The organism is Clostridium sp. MD294 (assembly GCF_000364165.2).
Lineage (GTDB): Bacteria > Bacillota > Clostridia > Lachnospirales > Anaerotignaceae > Coprocola.
Window position 1 is genome coordinate 1,983,700 of sequence record NZ_CP097810.1, and the last position, 17,712, is coordinate 2,001,411.

15 protein-coding genes and 1 tRNA gene are annotated in these 17,712 nt (G+C 28.1%); 12 read left to right on the top strand and 4 right to left on the bottom strand.

Annotation, left to right across the window (positions count from 1 at the left end):
- Positions 1 to 2: 2 nt before the first annotated feature.
- The 7 genes from C820_RS10100 to C820_RS10130 all read left to right on the top strand — a co-directional run bounded on the left by C820_RS10100 (position 3) and on the right by C820_RS10130 (position 7,591).
- Positions 3 to 2,429 (top strand): U32 family peptidase, encoded by a 2,427-nt coding sequence (locus C820_RS10100; protein WP_004034227.1) that lies wholly within the window; start codon positions 3 to 5, stop codon positions 2,427 to 2,429.
- A gap of 19 nt (positions 2,430 to 2,448) precedes the next feature.
- Complete coding sequence (locus tag C820_RS10105; RefSeq protein ID WP_004034226.1) at positions 2,449 to 3,843, top strand: FtsW/RodA/SpoVE family cell cycle protein; 1,395 nt, start codon at positions 2,449 to 2,451, stop codon at positions 3,841 to 3,843.
- Position 3,844: 1 nt separating this feature from the next.
- On the top strand, positions 3,845 to 5,236 hold the full coding sequence (locus C820_RS10110) for a peptidoglycan D,D-transpeptidase FtsI family protein (RefSeq protein WP_242824478.1): 1,392 nt from the start codon (positions 3,845 to 3,847) through the stop codon (positions 5,234 to 5,236).
- Between the two features lie 50 nt (positions 5,237 to 5,286).
- The gene (locus C820_RS10115; RefSeq protein ID WP_004034221.1) at positions 5,287 to 5,964 is read left to right on the top strand and encodes a PrsW family glutamic-type intramembrane protease; all 678 of its coding nucleotides are present in this window, start codon (positions 5,287 to 5,289) and stop codon (positions 5,962 to 5,964) included.
- A gap of 90 nt (positions 5,965 to 6,054) precedes the next feature.
- Positions 6,055 to 6,519: an NUDIX hydrolase gene (locus tag C820_RS10120; protein WP_004034218.1), complete on the top strand. Its 465-nt coding sequence runs from the start codon at positions 6,055 to 6,057 to the stop codon at positions 6,517 to 6,519.
- Positions 6,520 to 6,582: 63 nt separating this feature from the next.
- Complete coding sequence (locus C820_RS10125; protein ID WP_004034212.1) at positions 6,583 to 6,864, top strand: hypothetical protein; 282 nt, start codon at positions 6,583 to 6,585, stop codon at positions 6,862 to 6,864.
- Between the two features lie 139 nt (positions 6,865 to 7,003).
- A complete protein-coding gene (locus C820_RS10130; protein WP_004034211.1) occupies positions 7,004 to 7,591 on the top strand; it encodes a DUF4291 family protein in 588 nt (195 codons plus the stop codon).
- A gap of 231 nt (positions 7,592 to 7,822) precedes the next feature.
- On the opposite strand, the gene C820_RS10135 is transcribed toward C820_RS10130, so the two are convergent.
- The 3 genes from C820_RS10135 to C820_RS10145 form a co-directional block, all read right to left on the bottom strand.
- Positions 7,823 to 10,027 carry a DNA gyrase subunit A gene (locus C820_RS10135; protein WP_004034210.1) on the bottom strand — a complete coding sequence of 735 codons (2,205 nt, stop codon included), beginning with the start codon at positions 10,025 to 10,027 and terminating at the stop codon, positions 7,823 to 7,825.
- A 28-nt stretch (positions 10,028 to 10,055) separates the two neighbouring features.
- Positions 10,056 to 12,032 (bottom strand): DNA gyrase/topoisomerase IV subunit B, encoded by a 1,977-nt coding sequence (locus C820_RS10140; protein WP_004034209.1) that lies wholly within the window; start codon positions 12,030 to 12,032, stop codon positions 10,056 to 10,058.
- Positions 12,033 to 12,169: 137 nt separating this feature from the next.
- Positions 12,170 to 12,254: transfer RNA gene (locus C820_RS10145), tRNA-Ser, on the bottom strand.
- 395 nt (positions 12,255 to 12,649) lie between these two features.
- Between C820_RS10145 and C820_RS10150 the strand changes: the two genes are divergently transcribed.
- A complete protein-coding gene (locus C820_RS10150; RefSeq protein WP_004034208.1) occupies positions 12,650 to 14,503 on the top strand; it encodes a hypothetical protein in 1,854 nt (617 codons plus the stop codon).
- Positions 14,504 to 14,507: 4 nt separating this feature from the next.
- On the top strand, positions 14,508 to 14,708 hold the full coding sequence (locus C820_RS10155) for a DUF896 domain-containing protein (protein WP_004034207.1): 201 nt from the start codon (positions 14,508 to 14,510) through the stop codon (positions 14,706 to 14,708).
- A 55-nt stretch (positions 14,709 to 14,763) separates the two neighbouring features.
- On the opposite strand, the gene C820_RS10160 is transcribed toward C820_RS10155, so the two are convergent.
- Positions 14,764 to 14,934, bottom strand: a complete 171-nt coding sequence (locus tag C820_RS10160; protein ID WP_004034202.1) for a hypothetical protein — start codon at positions 14,932 to 14,934, stop codon at positions 14,764 to 14,766.
- 188 nt (positions 14,935 to 15,122) lie between these two features.
- Between C820_RS10160 and C820_RS10165 the strand changes: the two genes are divergently transcribed.
- The 3 genes from C820_RS10165 to C820_RS10175 all read left to right on the top strand — a co-directional run bounded on the left by C820_RS10165 (position 15,123) and on the right by C820_RS10175 (position 17,707).
- On the top strand, positions 15,123 to 15,773 hold the full coding sequence (locus C820_RS10165) for a YigZ family protein (protein WP_004034200.1): 651 nt from the start codon (positions 15,123 to 15,125) through the stop codon (positions 15,771 to 15,773).
- A 73-nt stretch (positions 15,774 to 15,846) separates the two neighbouring features.
- Complete coding sequence (locus C820_RS10170; RefSeq protein ID WP_004034198.1) at positions 15,847 to 16,575, top strand: YebC/PmpR family DNA-binding transcriptional regulator; 729 nt, start codon at positions 15,847 to 15,849, stop codon at positions 16,573 to 16,575.
- An 88-nt stretch (positions 16,576 to 16,663) separates the two neighbouring features.
- Positions 16,664 to 17,707 carry an HNH endonuclease family protein gene (locus tag C820_RS10175; RefSeq protein ID WP_004034196.1) on the top strand — a complete coding sequence of 348 codons (1,044 nt, stop codon included), beginning with the start codon at positions 16,664 to 16,666 and terminating at the stop codon, positions 17,705 to 17,707.
- Positions 17,708 to 17,712 lie beyond the last annotated feature (5 nt).

Below are 17,712 nucleotides of genomic sequence, written 5' to 3' on the forward strand. Positions count from 1 at the left end.
TTATGCAAAAAGAAACATTACCAGAATTATTATCGCCAGCAGGCTCTATAGAAAGTGTTTATGCGGCAGTAAATAATGGTTGTGATGCTGTATATATAGGAGGAAAACATTTTAGTGCAAGACAATATGCAAATAATTTTTCTATAAAAGAATTAGAACAAACATGTGATTATTGTCATTTAAGAGGTGTAAAAGTATATGTAACAGTAAACACATTATATAAACAAAAAGAAATACCATCATTTCTAGATTATATTAAACAACTTTATGAGATAGGTGTAGATGCACTAATTGTGCAAGATATTGGTGCAGCAGAAATCATTAAAAAATATTTTTCAGATATGCCTTTACACGCTAGCACACAATTAACAACAAATAATTTAAAAGATGTCAATTTTTTATATCAACAAGGATTTTCTAAAATTGTATTAAGCAGGGAATTATCACTACAAGAAGTAAAATATATTACAGAAAATACAGAAGCAGAAATAGAAGTTTTTGTTCATGGAGCATTATGTGTTTGCTATTCTGGTCAGTGCATTATGAGTAGTATATTGGGAGGACGTAGTGGTAATCGTGGAAGATGTGCACAGACTTGTAGACTACCTTATACATTGTATAGACAGTATGATAAAATAAAAGAGGGACATCTTCTTTCTCCAAAAGATATACAAACAATTACAATATTACCTGAAATAATTAAAAGTGGTGTATCTTCTTTAAAAATAGAAGGACGTATGAAAAATCCAGAATATGTAGCTGGTGTAACACAAATTTATAGAAAATATTTGGATTTGTATGCAAATTCTCCAGAAAATTATGAAGTGGATAATAAAGATATTAAAATATTAACACAACTTTTTAATCGTGGAGGTTTTACAGAAGGATATTATAACACAAATGCAGGTAGTGATATGATGAGTATAGAGCGTCCTAAAACTTGGGGATTGAAAACTGGATTTGTAGATAATTATAATGAAAAAATAAGTAAAGTAACTATTAGAACAAGAGAACCTCTTGTAGCTGGTGATGGTATTGAAATTTGGACACAAAAGGAACCTCATGTAGGAAGTAATATTTCTAAAGCCTCTAAAGCAGGGGAGTTTATTAGTTTAAAAATAGAAGGTAATATTTCTAAAAATGATATAGTATATAAAACACATGACAAAGCATTACAAGATGCTTTAAAAAAAACATGGGAAAAAGACAATAGAAAATTACTTATATATGGAAAATTAAGAGCAAAAAAAGGATTACCTTTATGCTATCAAATTTGGGATAATAAGGGTAATGTAATATATAAAGAAGGAGATGTAGTAGAAGCAGCACAAAAACAATCTCTTTCTATAGAAAAATTAAAGCAGCAAGCTATGAAAACAGGTGCAACACCTTTTTATATGAAATGTTTAGAAATAGAAGCAGATGACGATATTTATATAAATATCAGCAGTATAAATGAAATTCGTAGAGCAGCTACAGATGCTTTACAAAATGCTATATTGAAAAAATCAAAAAGGAAAGCATTAGAATTTCAAAAAGAAAATAATACACAAATGCCCATCATGAAAACAAAAAAAATAAATGTACTTGTTAGCACAACAGAACAGTTCAATATAGTGAGTGAGGATAGACGTGTTCATATAATATATTGTGAATTGACAGAAGATTTCAAAAAAAATTATAATAGATATATTGAAAAATGCCATAAAAATAATATAAAATTATATACAGCATTGCCAAGAATTGAAAGAAAGCAAACAGAAGCATTGTATGCAGAAACAATACAAATGCTAAAACAAAGTGACATAGATGGTTTTTTAGTAAGGTCATCAGGACAATTTTTAGATGTAGCTGGTGCTGGTAAAAAAATAACAATAGATTATACTATGAATGTGTTAAATAAAGAAAGTGTTAATTTTTGGCAACAAAAAGGTGCTGAAACGGTTTGTATTTCTTTAGAAAACAATTTACAAGAAATTAATAGTATAGCAAATAAACAATGTGAAATGGTAGTATATGGTTATTTGCCTCTTATGGTAACACAGCAATGTCCTATAGGAAATTATGCAGGAGGAAAAACAAACGGTATTTATTGTTCTAAAAAAGACAATGACGACTTATATTTTTTGAAAGATAGAAAAGGCATAAAATTTCCTCTAATGACAGATTGTAAACAATGTATTTGTACTATATTAAATGGAAAACCTCTGTTTACATTAAAATTTTATGATGAAATATTAGAAAGTACTACAGGAAGTGTTAGACTGATATTTACAAAGGAAGGAGCAAAAAGAACACAAAGAATATTAAACGCCTATGCAGAAATGACAGAAGATTGTACGATACAAAGTGGTGAAACAAAAATTTTGTTACATGAAATGAATGAAAAAGGAAGCACAAAAGGTCATTATTTTAGAGGCGTAGAATAAATGATAAAAGAGGGATTATATGTTTAATTTAATCATACTATTTAGTAGATATTTATTTTTATTCTATATCGTACTATTTTTATGGCAAGCGATTGTATATATTGCCTATGAGCAAGGTGGTTATTTAGGGAGTCCTTCTCGTGCCATTTCAATACAAAAGGGCTTAATTATATGGCTTCATGTAACAGCATTTTTGATATTGTCTTATGAGCCAGGAGCATTTTTTTTCAATTTTAAAACATTAGGTATTGCATTAGCAGGACTAATCTTTTTATTGTTTTCTATGATGCTTTTAGACAAGTTTTATTATGAAGGTTGTCCTTTAATATGGACAGGTATGTTATTTTTATTGGATATTAGTTTGATTATGCTGCAAAGATTAAAACCTGACCTTGCAGTAAGGCAGTTAGTGTGGATGACATTAGGTATTGTTATTATGCTTTTTATCCCTTTTATATTACGGTTAATACCTAGATTTGAAGTATTTGAGTATGTGTATATTATTATAGCATATGCTTTGATATTAAGTACATTACTTTTTGGTACATCAAAATATGGTTCTGTAAATTGGCTAAAAATTGGTTTTGTTACATTTCAGCCTTCTGAAATTGTAAAATTTTTATTTATATTTTATTTAGCAAGTGTTTTCCGAAAAAGAGTAGAACTCAAAGAACTATTGATAACAGGTACATTAAGTGCAGGTATTGTACTTTTGTTAGTATTACAGAAAGATTTAGGAAGTGCATTGATATTTTTTATGACATATATGGTTATGCTGTATATTTCTACATCAAATGAAATACTGTTTTTTGCAGGTATGGGAGCAGCAAGTGCTGCTGCTACATTGGCATATCATTTGTTTTCTCATGTAAGAGTGAGAGTAGCCGCATGGAGAAATCCTTGGGCAGATATAGATAGAGGAGGATACCAGATTGTAAATTCTCTTTTTGCTATTACAACTTGGGGACTTTTAGGCAGTGGTTTAACAAAAGGTATGCCAAATAGTATCCCAGTAGTAGAAAGTGATTTTATATTTGCAGCTATTTGTGAAGAAATGGGTACATTGTTTGGTATGGGCATTGTTTGTCTTTATATTATGCTATTTTTTAGAGGAATATTAGTTGTAATACGTTGCCAAAGAAGATATTATAGTCTTTTAGCAGCAGGAGTTACAACAATGTTCGCTTTTCAGGCATTTTTAATTATTGGTGGTGTAATTAAGTTAATTCCTTTAACAGGTGTAACATTGCCATTTGTTAGTTATGGAGGAAGCTCTGTATTAGTTAGTATTATGATGATAGGTTTGTTACAGTGGGTAAATGTTTATTGTGAACAACACGAATTAGGTTATCAGGATAATTTGCAACAAAAATCAGGTACAACAAAATGGGACGGTGATGACTTCCGTGAATAATATGAAAAGAAGTGCACAAAGAATATTTTGGCTGATTACACTTATATTTTTTTTGATATTAGCAGCTATGGCAAAATTAGTGTTTATAGATAGACAGGAAATTTCATCTAGTGCTTATAATCCTAGAATAAATTATGTAGATAATTCGGTAAAAAGGGGAAATATACGAGATAGTAATGGTGATATACTAGCAGAAAGTATTCAAAATGCAGATGGTAGTTATACAAGAAATTATAATCGTTCTCGTATGGCAGCACATATCACAGGATACAGTAGTAAAGGAAAAACAGGTGTAGAAGCTGCAGAAAATTTTGAACTGCAAAAGGCACATAATGAAGTACTACAAAGAATAAACAATATGTTAAAGGGAGAACCAGTACAAGGAAATGATGTTGTTTTAACAATAGATATGGATATACAATCCATTGCAGGAAATATATTAGGAAATAAAAAAGGTGCTATTGTAGTAATAGAACCTTCTACAGGAAAAATATTAGCTTTACAAGCTTATCCAGATTTTGACCCAAATACAGTAGCACAAAACTGGGAAATATTAAAAAATGATGAAGACAGTTCTCTTGTAAATAGAGCAACGCAAGGTTTGTATCCTCCAGGTTCTACATTTAAAGTGATTACGGCTTTAGCAGCATTAGAATATTATAGTGATTGGAAAAATTTTACTTATGAATGTACTGGAGAAGCTACTTTTGAGAATAAAGTAATACATTGTTATAATAATAAAGTACATGGTACAGTAGATATGAAAAAAGCGATTGCTACTTCTTGTAATTGTTATTTTGCAGAATTAGGAAAAAGAATAGGAGCAGAAAATATTAGAAAAAAAGCAGAAGATTTTTATTTTAATCAAAACTATCCTTTTGCATTAGCACATAGTACAAGTCAAGTTGCTTTACAAAAAAAATCTCAAGAAAATGAAATTGTAGAAACTGCTATAGGACAAGGAAAAACACTTGCAACGCCATTACATATGGCAATGGTAGCGTCTGCTGTTGCAAATGATGGTATTATGATGAAACCTTATATTGTGGACCATATACAATATTATAACGGTGATATTTCTAAGACAACTGTGCCAGAAAAAATAAAACAAGTTATTTCTGTGGAAGAAGCAAACATTATTACAGATATGATGATTTCTTGTGTGTCAGAAGGCACAGGGACAGCAGCACAAATATATGGTGTAGAAGTAGCAGGAAAAACAGGAACAGCAGAAAATGCTACAGGAAGTGACCATTCGTGGTTTATTGGTTTTGCACCTGCAAATGATCCTAAAATTGCTGTTACAGTTATGATTGAAAATGCAAATCAAGGAGGAAGTGCAACACCTATTGCTGGAAAAGTGTTACAAGCTGCACTACAAAAATATCAATAACATATTTTGAAAAAAATTGGATAGACTGATAGCTATGGAGGTGAGAAGCTGTGACTGGCTTATTACAGGCTGCTTCTGCACCTGTTGCTATTGGTGCAGTTTATTTATTCATACGAGATAAATATGAAAAAGAACCTTATAAAATGTTATTTTTAGGACTTCTGTATGGTGTCTATAGTACATTTGTAATATGGGCAGTAGGAACTACTCTTGAAAGGACTTTCCCTCATACAGAAACCCCATTTTTTAATGCTTTTATTAGTTCTGCTGGTGTAGAAGAGGGCATTAAATTTTTATTTTTATATTTTTTAGTATTTAAAAATCCTAATTTTAATGAACCTTTTGATGGTATTGTATATGGCGTTTTTATTGCATTAGGATTTGCTTGGTTAGAAAATATTATATATGTATTTCATAAGGAATTAGGAGGATATGAAACAGCTTTAGCAAGAGCAATTTTTTCTGTTCCAGGACATGGTTTATTTGGTTTAGAAATGGGGTATTATTTAGCATTATCAAAATATTATCATAAATCTATATATTTAGTAAAAACATTTATTGTTCCTTATTTGTTGCATGGCATATACAATTATATTTTGTTTTTAGATAGAAAAATATTATGGTTTCCTTTTTTAATTTTTGTATTATTTTTATGGTATATAGGAGCTAAAAGAATGAAAATACTTTTAGAATGTTCTCCCTTTAAAAACATATTACAGCAAAAATAATTATTTTTATTCAAAACTGACTTGAAAAACACTACAATACAATGTATACTAAAAGCAAGTGAAAAATAGAACAAAAGTGGAGGTAATGTTTTGATAGAAGCAATTAGCTGTGGAGGCATTGTCATTTATCGATGGAAAATATTGCTTTTATATAAAAATCAAAATGGAAAATATTTAGGTTGGGTATTGCCAAAAGGTACAGTAGAACCAGGCGAAACTTATCGTCAAACAGCATTAAGAGAAGTACAAGAAGAAACTGGAGCAATAGGCAATATTATTAAATATGTTGGAAAAACACAATATAATTTTAAAGGAAATGAAGATTTTGTAAATAAAACAGTACATTGGTATTTAATGACAACAAATTCTTTTTATTGTAAGCCACAAAGTGAAGAATATTTTGCAGATGCTGGTTTTTATAAATTTCATGAAGCATATCATCTATTAAAATTTAATGATGAAAGACAAATACTAAAAAAAGCTTATTTTGAATATACAGAATTAAAAAAGAATAAGGAATTTATAAGAAAAAAGATGTTTAGAGGATATAAATGATAGTAGAAAATGTTTTATAGAAATACCATCTATTAAAATAAAATAAAGAAAGAAGGAATTTAAATGAAAAAGTATTTAGAAAACAACACTTCTCTAGAAGACATAAAAGAAGCTATTCGTGGCATTCAAAAGAGAGAGGATAAAAGAGGGCTATATATTTTTATTGCTATTGTTACAGCAATATTAGTAGCAACGTTAATTGCTGTAGTATATTTGCTCAAAAATAAAATGAATGATGATGATTTTGATGAAGATTGGGATACCGATTGGGACGATTTTGATGAAGATGATTGTTGTTGTACAGATAAAGATGTCGATACTTCTGTAAAAGTAGAAAAACTTTAATATAAAATAATAAAAACAGGCGAAAAAGCCTGTTTTTATTTTGGAAATAATATGCTCATAAAGAAGAACTTTATAGAGATATATTTTAAACAACATATAATGTAAATTAAAAATTAGTAAACAAAAAAGGGGGAGCTATATGGAATATATAAAAGAAATATTTGCACAATATGATAGGCAATGTATTCGAGTTTATCAAGCATATAATACTATGATTGCAAAAGAAGCGATTGCTTTACAAACATTTGGAGAAAATTTTAATGTAAATCGTATGACATGGATAAAACCATCTTTTCTATGGCTTATGTATCGTTCTAATTGGGGAACTAAAAAAAATCAAGAATGTATTTTAGCTATAGATATATATCAGTCAAAATTTAATGAAATATTACAAAAAGCTGTTTTGACATCGCCAGACTCTATAAGTTATACAGGTACACAATGGGAGAAAGCCTTTGATGAAACAACGGTATATTGCCAATGGGACCCAGATAGAAATATAAATGGAAATGCTATCAATCGTGCAGCAATTCAAATTGGATTAAAAGGAAATACATTAAAAGATTTTTTAAATATGAGTATTTATCGTATAGAAGATTTAACCCTGTTAGTTAGAAAATGGAATGAACAAAGGAAAAATGGAAAATTAAACTCCAGAAATTTACCAGTAGAGAAATTATATCCAATCAAAGACAAAACAATCAGAAATAGATTAAATATGAAATAATAGTTTTAGTTTACAGAAATATTTGAGTAACTAAAAAATTACTTACTACTAATTTAAAACAATAAATAATATAAATAATAATTGTAGAAAACATTATATACCAAAAAATAAAAAACACAAATTACTTTACTCAAAATAAAAAATTAAATTTACAATAATTATTTTATGTTTATTAAAAATAATAAAAATAAAATATTCTATTAAACAAAACAGAATATTTTATTCTACTTACTAAATAATATAATTTTTTTGTCTATCTAATAATTGTACAAAATGTCCTGTAGAAGGAATTTGCTCTGTACGATAAAATTCTACATCATCAGAAAGAAATGTTTCTTTTTCGAACACTTTTGTAACACAACTATCTTTTTTCAATTTATACACTTGTATGCCACTTGCATTTTTTGAAGCATTTAAAGGAAGCAATGAAGTATGAAATAACAATGCTTTATCTGTATCTCTTAATAATATAAAATCTAAATCTTGCTCTAGCTTTTTCATAAATATAACATTTGCTTTTTTAGAATAGGCATTTATAATTTTCCTTCTGTTTGTTTTTGTTGCATAACTAGAAAGCTGTACCTTAGCAGCTTTTCCATTATCAAAGAAAAATACAATAAAGCCTGTATAATCATATGTTGTTGTCATATATATTATTTTTTCATCTTGCTCCATACCTAAAATGTTAAAGAGATACTCTCCAAAAGAACTTGCTTTTGTATCAGTAACATCATTTGCTTTTAATTTATATAAATTTTGTTTGTCTGAAAATAATAAAATGTCTACTTTATTTGTTGTTTCTATTTCAGATATAATTTTGTCATCTTCTTTTAATTTTTGTTCTCCAGCAGAACGCAATGATACAAGAGAAATTTTTTTAAAATAGTTTTGTTCTGTTAAAAAAAGACGTATGCCATAATCTTCTATTAATTCCTGTTCTGAAATATCTTCAATTTCTTGTTCTGTAATAATTTCTGTTTTTCTATCTTGACCATATTTTTTGGAAACTTGTTTTAATTGTGTCGCAATAATTGCTTTGATTTTATCATCGCTATTTAAAGTATCTTTTAATTGTTGTATTTCTTGTTTCAAATTATCTAGTTCTTCAATTCTCTTTAATATATATTCTTTGTTAATATTGCGAAGCTTTATTTCTGAAATATATTCACTTTGCTTTTCATCAATAGAAAAACCTTTCATAAGATTAGGTACAACTAGTTCTTCTTTTTCTGTATGACGAATAATTGAAATAGCTTTATCAATGTCTATCAATATTTTGGAAAGACCAATTAAAAGATGATATTTTTCAGATTTTTTAGTAATATCAAATTCTAATTGACGTTTTATGGAATTAACACGAAAATCTATCCAATGGTTTAATATAGCACAAACACCTAATGTAATGGGTTTGCTATCTATTAGTATATTAAAATTACAACTAAATGTATCAGAAAGAGGGGTCATTTGATACAAACGGTGTATCAATAAATCTACTTTTGTATTCCTTTTCACATCAATAGTAATTTTTAAACCATTTAAGTCTGTTTCATCGCGTACATCTGTAATATCTCTTATTTTTCCAGATTTTACAAGTGCAAATATTTTATCCATAATAGCCTCTATATTTGTTGTGTAAGGAATTTCATAAATTTCAATACAATTATTTTTTTCATCATAACGATATTTTGCACGAACTTTTACATTACCACGACCTGTTTCATAAATACGCTTTAATTCATTTTCATTATATATTAGCTGACCTCCAGTAGGAAAGTCAGGGGCTTTTAATGTTGCTAATATATCCGCATTTTTGTTTTTAAGAAGCTGTATTGTTGTTTTACAAATTTCTCTTAAATTAAAACTACAAATAGAACTAGCCATGCCAACTGCAATACCTAAATTAGGATTTACAAGTATATTAGGAAAAGTAGTAGGTAGTAAAAGAGGTTCTTTCATAGAACCATCATAATTATCTACAAATGTAACTGTATTTTTATCAATATCAGCAAATATTTCTTGACAAACAGAAGAAAGCTTCACCTCTGTATAACGAGGAGCAGCATATGCCATGTCACGAGAATACTGTTTTCCAAAATTTCCTTTAGAGTCTACAAAAGGAAGAAGTAAAGCTCCATTCCCTTCTGTTAATCGTACAAGTGTTTCATAAATAGCACTATCTCCATGAGGATTTAATTTCATAGTTTGTCCTACAACATTAGAAGATTTTGTTCTATCACCTTTTAATAAATTCATTTTGAACATAGTATAAAGTAATTTTCTATGAGAAGGTTTAAAACCGTCTATTTCTGGAATAGCACGAGAAACAATGACACTCATAGCATAAGGCATATAATTCCACTCTAATGTGTCAGTTATCTTTTGTTCTTCAATAAAATATTCTTTTGGCGTTTCTACTGTTTTTTTCTTTTTCGGCATTATTTATTCACTCCTTGCAAAGCAAATTTTAACTTAAATCACTTAAATCTAAATAGCGGTATCCCTCTGTTTCAATAAATTTTTTTCTTCCTTTTAAATTTTCACCTAAAAGTAATTCAAATTTTTGTTGTGTTTTTTCCACCTCATCGTCAGAAACTAATATTAATCTTCTTGTTTCAGGGTTCATTGTAGTTTGCCACATCATTTCAGGTTGATTTTCTCCTAAGCCCTTAGAACGATTTATTTTATATTTTTTATTCTTTATTTTTGATACAATAGTATTTTTTTCAGCATCTGAATAAGCAAAATAAGTATCTTTTCCACAAGTAATTTCATAAAGAGGGGACTCAGCAATAAACACTTTTTTCTCTTTAATCAATGTAGGTACAAGACGATAAAGCATTGTTAATATCAATGTTCTAATTTGAAAGCCATCTACATCAGCATCTGTACAAATAATAATTTTATTCCAACGAAGCTGCTCCAAATCAAATGAGTTGATATTAGAATTATGTTTTGATTTAATTTCAACACCACAACCCAATACTTTTAATAAATCTGTAATAATATCGTTGTTAAAAATTTTGTTATAATCTGCCTTTAAACAATTTAATATTTTACCACGAATAGGTATGATTGCTTGGAATTCTGCATCTCTGCCTAATTTACAAGCCCCTAAAGCAGAATCGCCTTCTACAATATAGATTTCTCGTCTTGTAATATCTTTAGAACGACAATTTACAAATTTTTCAACACGATTATTCATATCAATACTACCAGTTAATTTTTTTCTTATGTTAATACGTGTTTTTTCTGCTGTTTCACGACTTCTTTTATTTGCTAAAACCTGTGTTGCAATTTTATCTGCTTCTAATTTATTCTCTATAAAATATATTTCAAGCTGATGACGAAGATATTCTGTCATAGCATCTTGTATAAATTTATTTGTAATTGATTTTTTGGTTTGATTTTCATAACTTGTAATGGTAGAAAAAGAATTAATGACTAATACTAAACTGTCTTCTATATCATTAAATGTAATTTTCTTTTCCTCTTTTTTATATAAATTGTTTGCTTTTAAATATTTATCAATCGCAAAAACAAAGGCATTTTTTACTGCTCTATCTGGTGAACCTCCATACTCTAAAAAACTGGAATTATGATAATATTCTAATAAATTTACATCATTGTTAAAACAAAAAGCAATTTGAAATTTTAATTTATATTCTGGTTTATCTTCTCTATCACGACCTCTTGTTTCTTGTTCATAATATTGTATTTCTGTAAATGCTTTTTGTTCATTTAATTCTTTTAAATAGTCTTTAATACCATTTTCATAAACATAAGTGAAAGAATTATTTGTTTCTTCATCATATAACACAAATGTTAATCCTGCATTAACAATAGCCTGTTTTTTTAATATATCTTGAAAAAAGGAAAGGGGAATATCAATATTTGTAAAAACATCTCTGTCTGGCAACCACTTGATTTCAGTACCAGTTGTTGTTTCAATACTTTGTTCTTTTTTTAAACCGCCTATGTTTTCTCCTTTTTCAAAATGAAGCGTATAACAATATCCATCTCTATGAATAATAGCATTCATATAATTAGACGAATACTGTGTTGCACAAGTACCTAAACCATTCAAACCTAAACTAAATTCATAATTTTCACCAGAATTATTTTGATATTTTCCACCAGCATATAATTCACAAAATACAAGTTCCCAGTTGTATCGTTGTTCTTTTGAATTATAATCAACAGGAATACCACGTCCATAGTCTTTTACACGAACAGAATGGTCTTTATAACGCGTTACTTCTATAAAAGAACCATATCCCTCTCTTGCTTCATCAATAGAATTAGAAAGTATTTCAAATATAGAATGTTGGCAGCCTTCTAAACCATCAGAACCAAAAATAACACTAGGACGAAGACGAACTCTATCTGCTCCTTTTAAAGATGTAATACTTTCATTATTATAATTTGTCTGATTTTCATTCATAAATATAACCTCAATTTTTAAGAACTTTTGTTCTGTATTATTATATAATTTATATGACATATTAAAAAGTGTCAAGTAAAAATTAGAATATACATAGAAAAAAGCCATTGATTTTCTCAACGGCCTTTTTACTCAAACGGAGAAAGAGGGATTCGAACCCTCGGAGGGATACCCCTCAACAGTTTTCGAGACTGTCACCTTAAACCACTCGGACATTTCTCCTTGGCTTGCTGACAGTGGTAATTATACCAATAGCAATTAAAAAAAGCAACTATTTTTTATAGATTTGTTAATAAATCTAACAGTGATAATAAAAATATTGTAAAAAAAAGTAGAAAATAGTAAAATAATTATGTAAATTTTAAACCTAAATTAGTCTATAGTATATTTAAAATAACGATTAAAATCCATACCTATAGATAAGTTTTGATATTGCAATTCATAAATCATTGTATTATAATATTTTTTGAATGTAATATATTTGTATATAAATGTATTATATTAGTATAGGAGCATTTTTGTTATACAATATTGCCCCATTTTTATAGATAAAAATACTATATTACTCCAAGATATAAAAAATTTAAAAATAATCATAATATAAAGGGGGCTCATATATGTATTGTTCTAGTTGTGGAAAAGAGGGAAGCGGAAAATATTGTGCTGAATGTGGAGGCCTTCTTATAGAAGGAGAACAAGAAAAAAAGCAATATATTCAACCACCAAGAAAACCTCTTGAAACAGATGTATCAGAATATATTAATAATCATTCTATTAATATAACAGAAATAATGGAACATTATGAAAAAAATAAGGAATATGGTATTGAAGTTCTTGCTTACTATTCTGATATTAGTTTACAAGAAGCTGAAGCATATATTAACAATAAAATATATAAACAATCACAGCCTAAAAGAACATTATTTAATATACTAAAAAGGAATTTAATAGGAAATAAAAAACCAAAAGAGAATGAAGAAAATAGAAAGAATAATATTTTTCCTTTTTATCCACAAAAGCCTCGCCCTCGTGTAAAAACAGACTTTTTAGAAGTAGATGATAAAAATGTGGTAACATTTCGTAGTATAGATATGATGTTTAAAGGAACACTAGTCAAAAAATCTAAAAATAACAAGTATGTTATGGCAATTGGTTCTTATGGCAAAAAAGTAGCAGTGGATTGTTATGTTTTTTTTAATAGAGAACGTCCTTTATATAAAGTAATTACAAATTCACCTTTTAAAGAAGCATATGTAACAAATACAGGTGCTTTTTCCCTTTTAACAGTAGATGGAAAGTTTTATTTATATGATATTGGGCAAAAAGAAGCCGCTTTAGTGGAAATGGAAGAAGAAGAGAGGCAAATCATTACAAGCTATTTTTGTGAGTTATTTACAATATTACTTTATAAAAAAGAAGGAAGGTATTTTCTGTCTATTTATGATACGCAAAAGGGTAATTTTATATATAAAAAATACTTTGATATAGACTCTGACCAGATTTCTCAAAGTACTATACAAGTTACAAATAATGCTATTGAATGGAAATTTCCTTGTGGGCTTTTTTTACAATATGATTTTAGGGGAAATGCTACTAATATACAGGAGGAAAAAAGCACATTAAATCGTTTATATTATCCTATTGCATATGTTAACAATGCTGTAGATAAAATAGAAATGCTTAGAAAAGATGAAACTCTTTTAGAAGCAAGAATAAGAGAAATTAGAGCTCTTTTTGAACTGGCTATTGAAAAAGTAGGAGATATGTATTGGTGTTATGACAACTATGCTTGTTTTGAAGCAGAATTTGGTGATATTGTTTTAGCAAAAAAATATTTACTCAAGGCAGAAAATAGCCAAAATAATAGAAATGCAGACCTTTATAAAATCTGTGGTAAATTTGCTTTAAAAAGAGATAAAAAAGAGTATGCCTTAGAGTTTTTTGAAAAATCAATTCGTTTTAAAGTAGACACAGAAACAATAGAATTATATAAAACATTAAAACAGGAATTAATAGAAAAAGAAGCTGAGAAAAAACAATCAAAAAAATTATCTTCTCTATTTAAAAAAGAAAAGGAAGAAAATGCTACAATAAAAGAAAAGGAAAACGAAAAACATAAAGAAAACGAAAATAATAAACAAAAAGAAGAAAATAAAAAAGAAAAAAAGAAAACGAGCAAAAAATCTCTCATGGAAACATTTTTACCTGAAGATGTATTAGAAGAAGAAATAAAAACAGAACAAACACAATTACAACAGGAAGAAATTTTATTACAACAAGAACCAGAATTTCAAGTTCAAGAAGAAATTCCATTACATCAAGAACTTTCATTAGATAAAAATATAGAAAATAACACAGAACAACGAAATAATACTGAATTGTCTGATTTTGAAAAAAGAAGAAAAGCAAGAGAAGAAATGCGTTCTAGAAACAGAAAAATGAGAAAATCTGGACAAAAGGCAGAGGAGTAAATCAATGGATAATAAATTATTAGACCGTATCAACGCTTTGGCAAAAAAGCAAAAAGAACAAGGATTAACAGAGCAAGAAATACAAGAAAGGGATAATCTAAGAAAAGAATATTTAAAACAATTTCGAGCAGGTATGACAAATATATTAGAGAGCACATATATACAAAAAACAGATGGAACATTAGAAAAATTGCATAAAAAATAGCCCCTTGTAAAAGGGGCAAGTTTTGTTTTATTTATAAGTTATAAAACAAAATTTTTTATTGCTCTGAAATCGTTTTTGCTAAAGAACGCAATTCAGACTCTGTTTGCAAATGAGAGCCTTTTTCTTTTACTTCTAATTTAGAATGGAGAGATAAATTATTGTAAAATTTTTGAGCAGAGTCGCAATTTAATAATAAATCAGCTAAATTTTTGTACGTTTTATGCATATCAATTCCTCCTTGTGATTTGTTGTTTTTCAAAAGGTTGTTTGCATGAGTGTGTAATGAAATATGATTTTCCATATTTTATATATTGGTTTTCATTTTTGGGCAGTAATTAATGCCTCACAGATAGAATGTGCAAAAAATTGTTTTTTATACAATGTTTTAAAATGAAAAATGAAGGAGTTTGTTTTATGCTAGAACAATATAAAACAATAATAAAACAAGGGCAACAAGAAATCATAGAAAAAAAGTCACGATTTATTGCTACAGTATGTCCTGTGAAAACAGAAGAAGAAGCGAAAACATTTATAGAAGAAATGAAAAAAAAATATTGGAATGCAACACATAATGTATTTGCTTATCAAATTGGTGAACAAAATGAAATACAACGTTTTAGCGATGACGGAGAGCCACAAGGTACAGCTGGTATGCCAGTACTAGATGTTCTTCAAAGAGAAGAAATCAAAAATGCAGTTATTGTTGTTACAAGATATTTTGGAGGAACACTTTTAGGTACAGGTGGTCTTGTAAGAACTTATGGAAAAGCAGCCAAACAAGCACTAATTACTTCAGGTATTTGTGAAGTAATATTATACAAAAAATTTTGTGTAACAGTATCTTATACCAATTCTGGTAAAGTACAGTATGAAATATTACAAAACGGATATGAATTGTATGATACACTTTATACAGAAAATGTTACTTATATTGTGTTAGTAAAATGGAAACAATGTGATTTCTTTTTAAAAAAAATAATAGATGTTACAAAAAATAATGTAGAAATAAAAGAAGAAGAAACTTTTTATGCTACATGGGTAAATGATAAATTAGAAATAGTATAAAATTAATGTTATTTGACTGTGAAAACACAGATAAATATATTTTTGAAAGAAAAGAATTTTAAGGAGGATTTTTATGTCAGGACATTCTAAGTTTGCAAATATCAAACACAAAAAAGAAAAAAATGATGCTAAAAAAGGAAAAATTTTTACTATGTTAGGCAGAGAAATTGCAGTAGCTGTAAAAGCTGGTGGCCCAGACCCTGCTAATAATGGAAAATTACGTGATGTAATTGCAAAAGCAAAATCGAATAATATGCCTAATGATACTATCGACAGAAGTATTAAAAAAGCTGCTGGTGGCGGCGATGATGTGAATTATGAAACTGTTGTATATGAAGGATATGGCCCTAATGGTGTTGCTATTATTGTAGAAGTATTAACAGATAATAGAAACAGAGCAGCTGCAAATGTAAGAAATGCTTTTACAAAAGGCGGCGGTAATATGGGAACAAGCGGTTGTGTATCTTTTATGTTTGATGAAAAAGGTCTAATTGTTGTAGATAAAGAAGAAGTAGAAATTGATGAAGACGAGATAATGTTAATAGCTGTTGATGCAGGAGCGGAAGATGTTGCTTCTGAAGAAGATAGTTATGAAATTACTACAGCACCAGATGATTTTTCTGCTGTTAGAGAAGCTTTGGAACAAGCAGGTATTACTATGGTAAGTGCTGAAGTGACAATGATACCTCAAACATATATAGAATTGACAGGAGAAGAAGAAATCAAAAAAATGAATAAAATACTTGATTTGTTAGATGATGATGACGATGTACAAAATGTATATCATAATTGGGACGAGTAAATAAAACTTTTTATAAGCGGTATGATATAAATTTCATACTGCTTTTTACTTTAAAATAAATTTTTTATATGAGAAAGGAAAATAAAAAATGGAAAAGGAATATACTATTGAAGAATTTAAACAAACAAATCCTTGTATATCTTCTTATTGGCGTTCCATTAATTTATTTGGTAAAAATGTTGCATCTTATAAATTTGCATTAGCATTATCACTGATAGAACTAATGCTTGAAAAAAGGTCTAGTGTTACATTAGAAGAATTAGCGGTTCCTTTTTCTAGGAATATATGTCAACATTTGAAAACAGCACCAAAACAATGTACCAGTAGAAGTAGCCAGTTTTTGGATACTTGTAATGCTTTTAATAATAATGAAATAAGTTATGAACAATTATTACATACTACTGTAAAAAAAGGATTTAACCATGTTATTGATGCTTTTCATATTGTGAATAATGATACATTACCGATACAATTTTACCAAAAAGATTATTCTGCTAAAACAAAAAAAATTATATTAACAGATGAAATTTTTAAATTAGCTGATGAAAAATTTTATAATAATTTAGTACAGGAAGTACAAGCTAGATGGAAATTAGTTGAAACAGCTTGGGAATTAAATGTATCTAGAAATCTTTTAAATGTAAATTATAATGAAGAAAACAATATTTTTTATATAGATAATAAACTAAAAAGGAAAAATATAACATCTGCTAGAGCTGCTTTAAATGGTTATCAAAAAGGAAAATGTTTTTATTGTTTTGATGATATTACTATAGATACTAAAAACAAAGAAGTTTGTGATGTTGACCATTTTTTTCCCTATGCTTTACAAAAATATATACCTAATATTAATTTAAATGGTGTATGGAATTTAGTTTTGTCTTGTACTAATTGTAATAGGGGATTACAAGGGAAATTTGCGAAAGTGCCTGTAAAAGAATATTTACAAAGGTTGTATAAAAGAAATGAATATCTTATTAGTAGTCATCACCCGTTGAGAGAAACATTAATTACACAAATGGGGAATACAGTAGAAAAAAGGGCCTTATTTTTAAAAGAAATGGATAAAATAGCAATTGATTATTTAATTCATAGATGGCAAACACAGTCCAAAGGTAAAAAAATTTTTTAGGAGAG

Bases quoted from the DNA above. Each gene is read 5' to 3' on its own strand.
- C820_RS10160 (WP_004034202.1), bottom strand. From the start codon at position 14,934: ATGCATAAAACGTACAAAAATTTAGCTGATTTATTATTAAATTGCGAC.
- C820_RS10125 (WP_004034212.1), top strand. From the start codon at position 6,583: ATGAAAAAGTATTTAGAAAACAACACTTCTCTAGAAGACATAAAAGAA.
- C820_RS10105 (WP_004034226.1), top strand. From the start codon at position 2,449: ATGTTTAATTTAATCATACTATTTAGTAGATATTTATTTTTATTCTAT.
- C820_RS10150 (WP_004034208.1), top strand. From the start codon at position 12,650: ATGTATTGTTCTAGTTGTGGAAAAGAGGGAAGCGGAAAATATTGTGCT.
- C820_RS10165 (WP_004034200.1), top strand. From the start codon at position 15,123: ATGCTAGAACAATATAAAACAATAATAAAACAAGGGCAACAAGAAATC.
- C820_RS10175 (WP_004034196.1), top strand. From the start codon at position 16,664: ATGGAAAAGGAATATACTATTGAAGAATTTAAACAAACAAATCCTTGT.
- C820_RS10100 (WP_004034227.1), top strand. From the start codon at position 3: ATGCAAAAAGAAACATTACCAGAATTATTATCGCCAGCAGGCTCTATA.
- C820_RS10170 (WP_004034198.1), top strand. From the start codon at position 15,847: ATGTCAGGACATTCTAAGTTTGCAAATATCAAACACAAAAAAGAAAAA.
- C820_RS10135 (WP_004034210.1), bottom strand. From the start codon at position 10,027: ATGCCGAAAAAGAAAAAAACAGTAGAAACGCCAAAAGAATATTTTATT.
- C820_RS10140 (WP_004034209.1), bottom strand. From the start codon at position 12,032: ATGAATGAAAATCAGACAAATTATAATAATGAAAGTATTACATCTTTA.
- C820_RS10130 (WP_004034211.1), top strand. From the start codon at position 7,004: ATGGAATATATAAAAGAAATATTTGCACAATATGATAGGCAATGTATT.
- C820_RS10110 (WP_242824478.1), top strand. From the start codon at position 3,845: ATGAAAAGAAGTGCACAAAGAATATTTTGGCTGATTACACTTATATTT.
- C820_RS10155 (WP_004034207.1), top strand. From the start codon at position 14,508: ATGGATAATAAATTATTAGACCGTATCAACGCTTTGGCAAAAAAGCAA.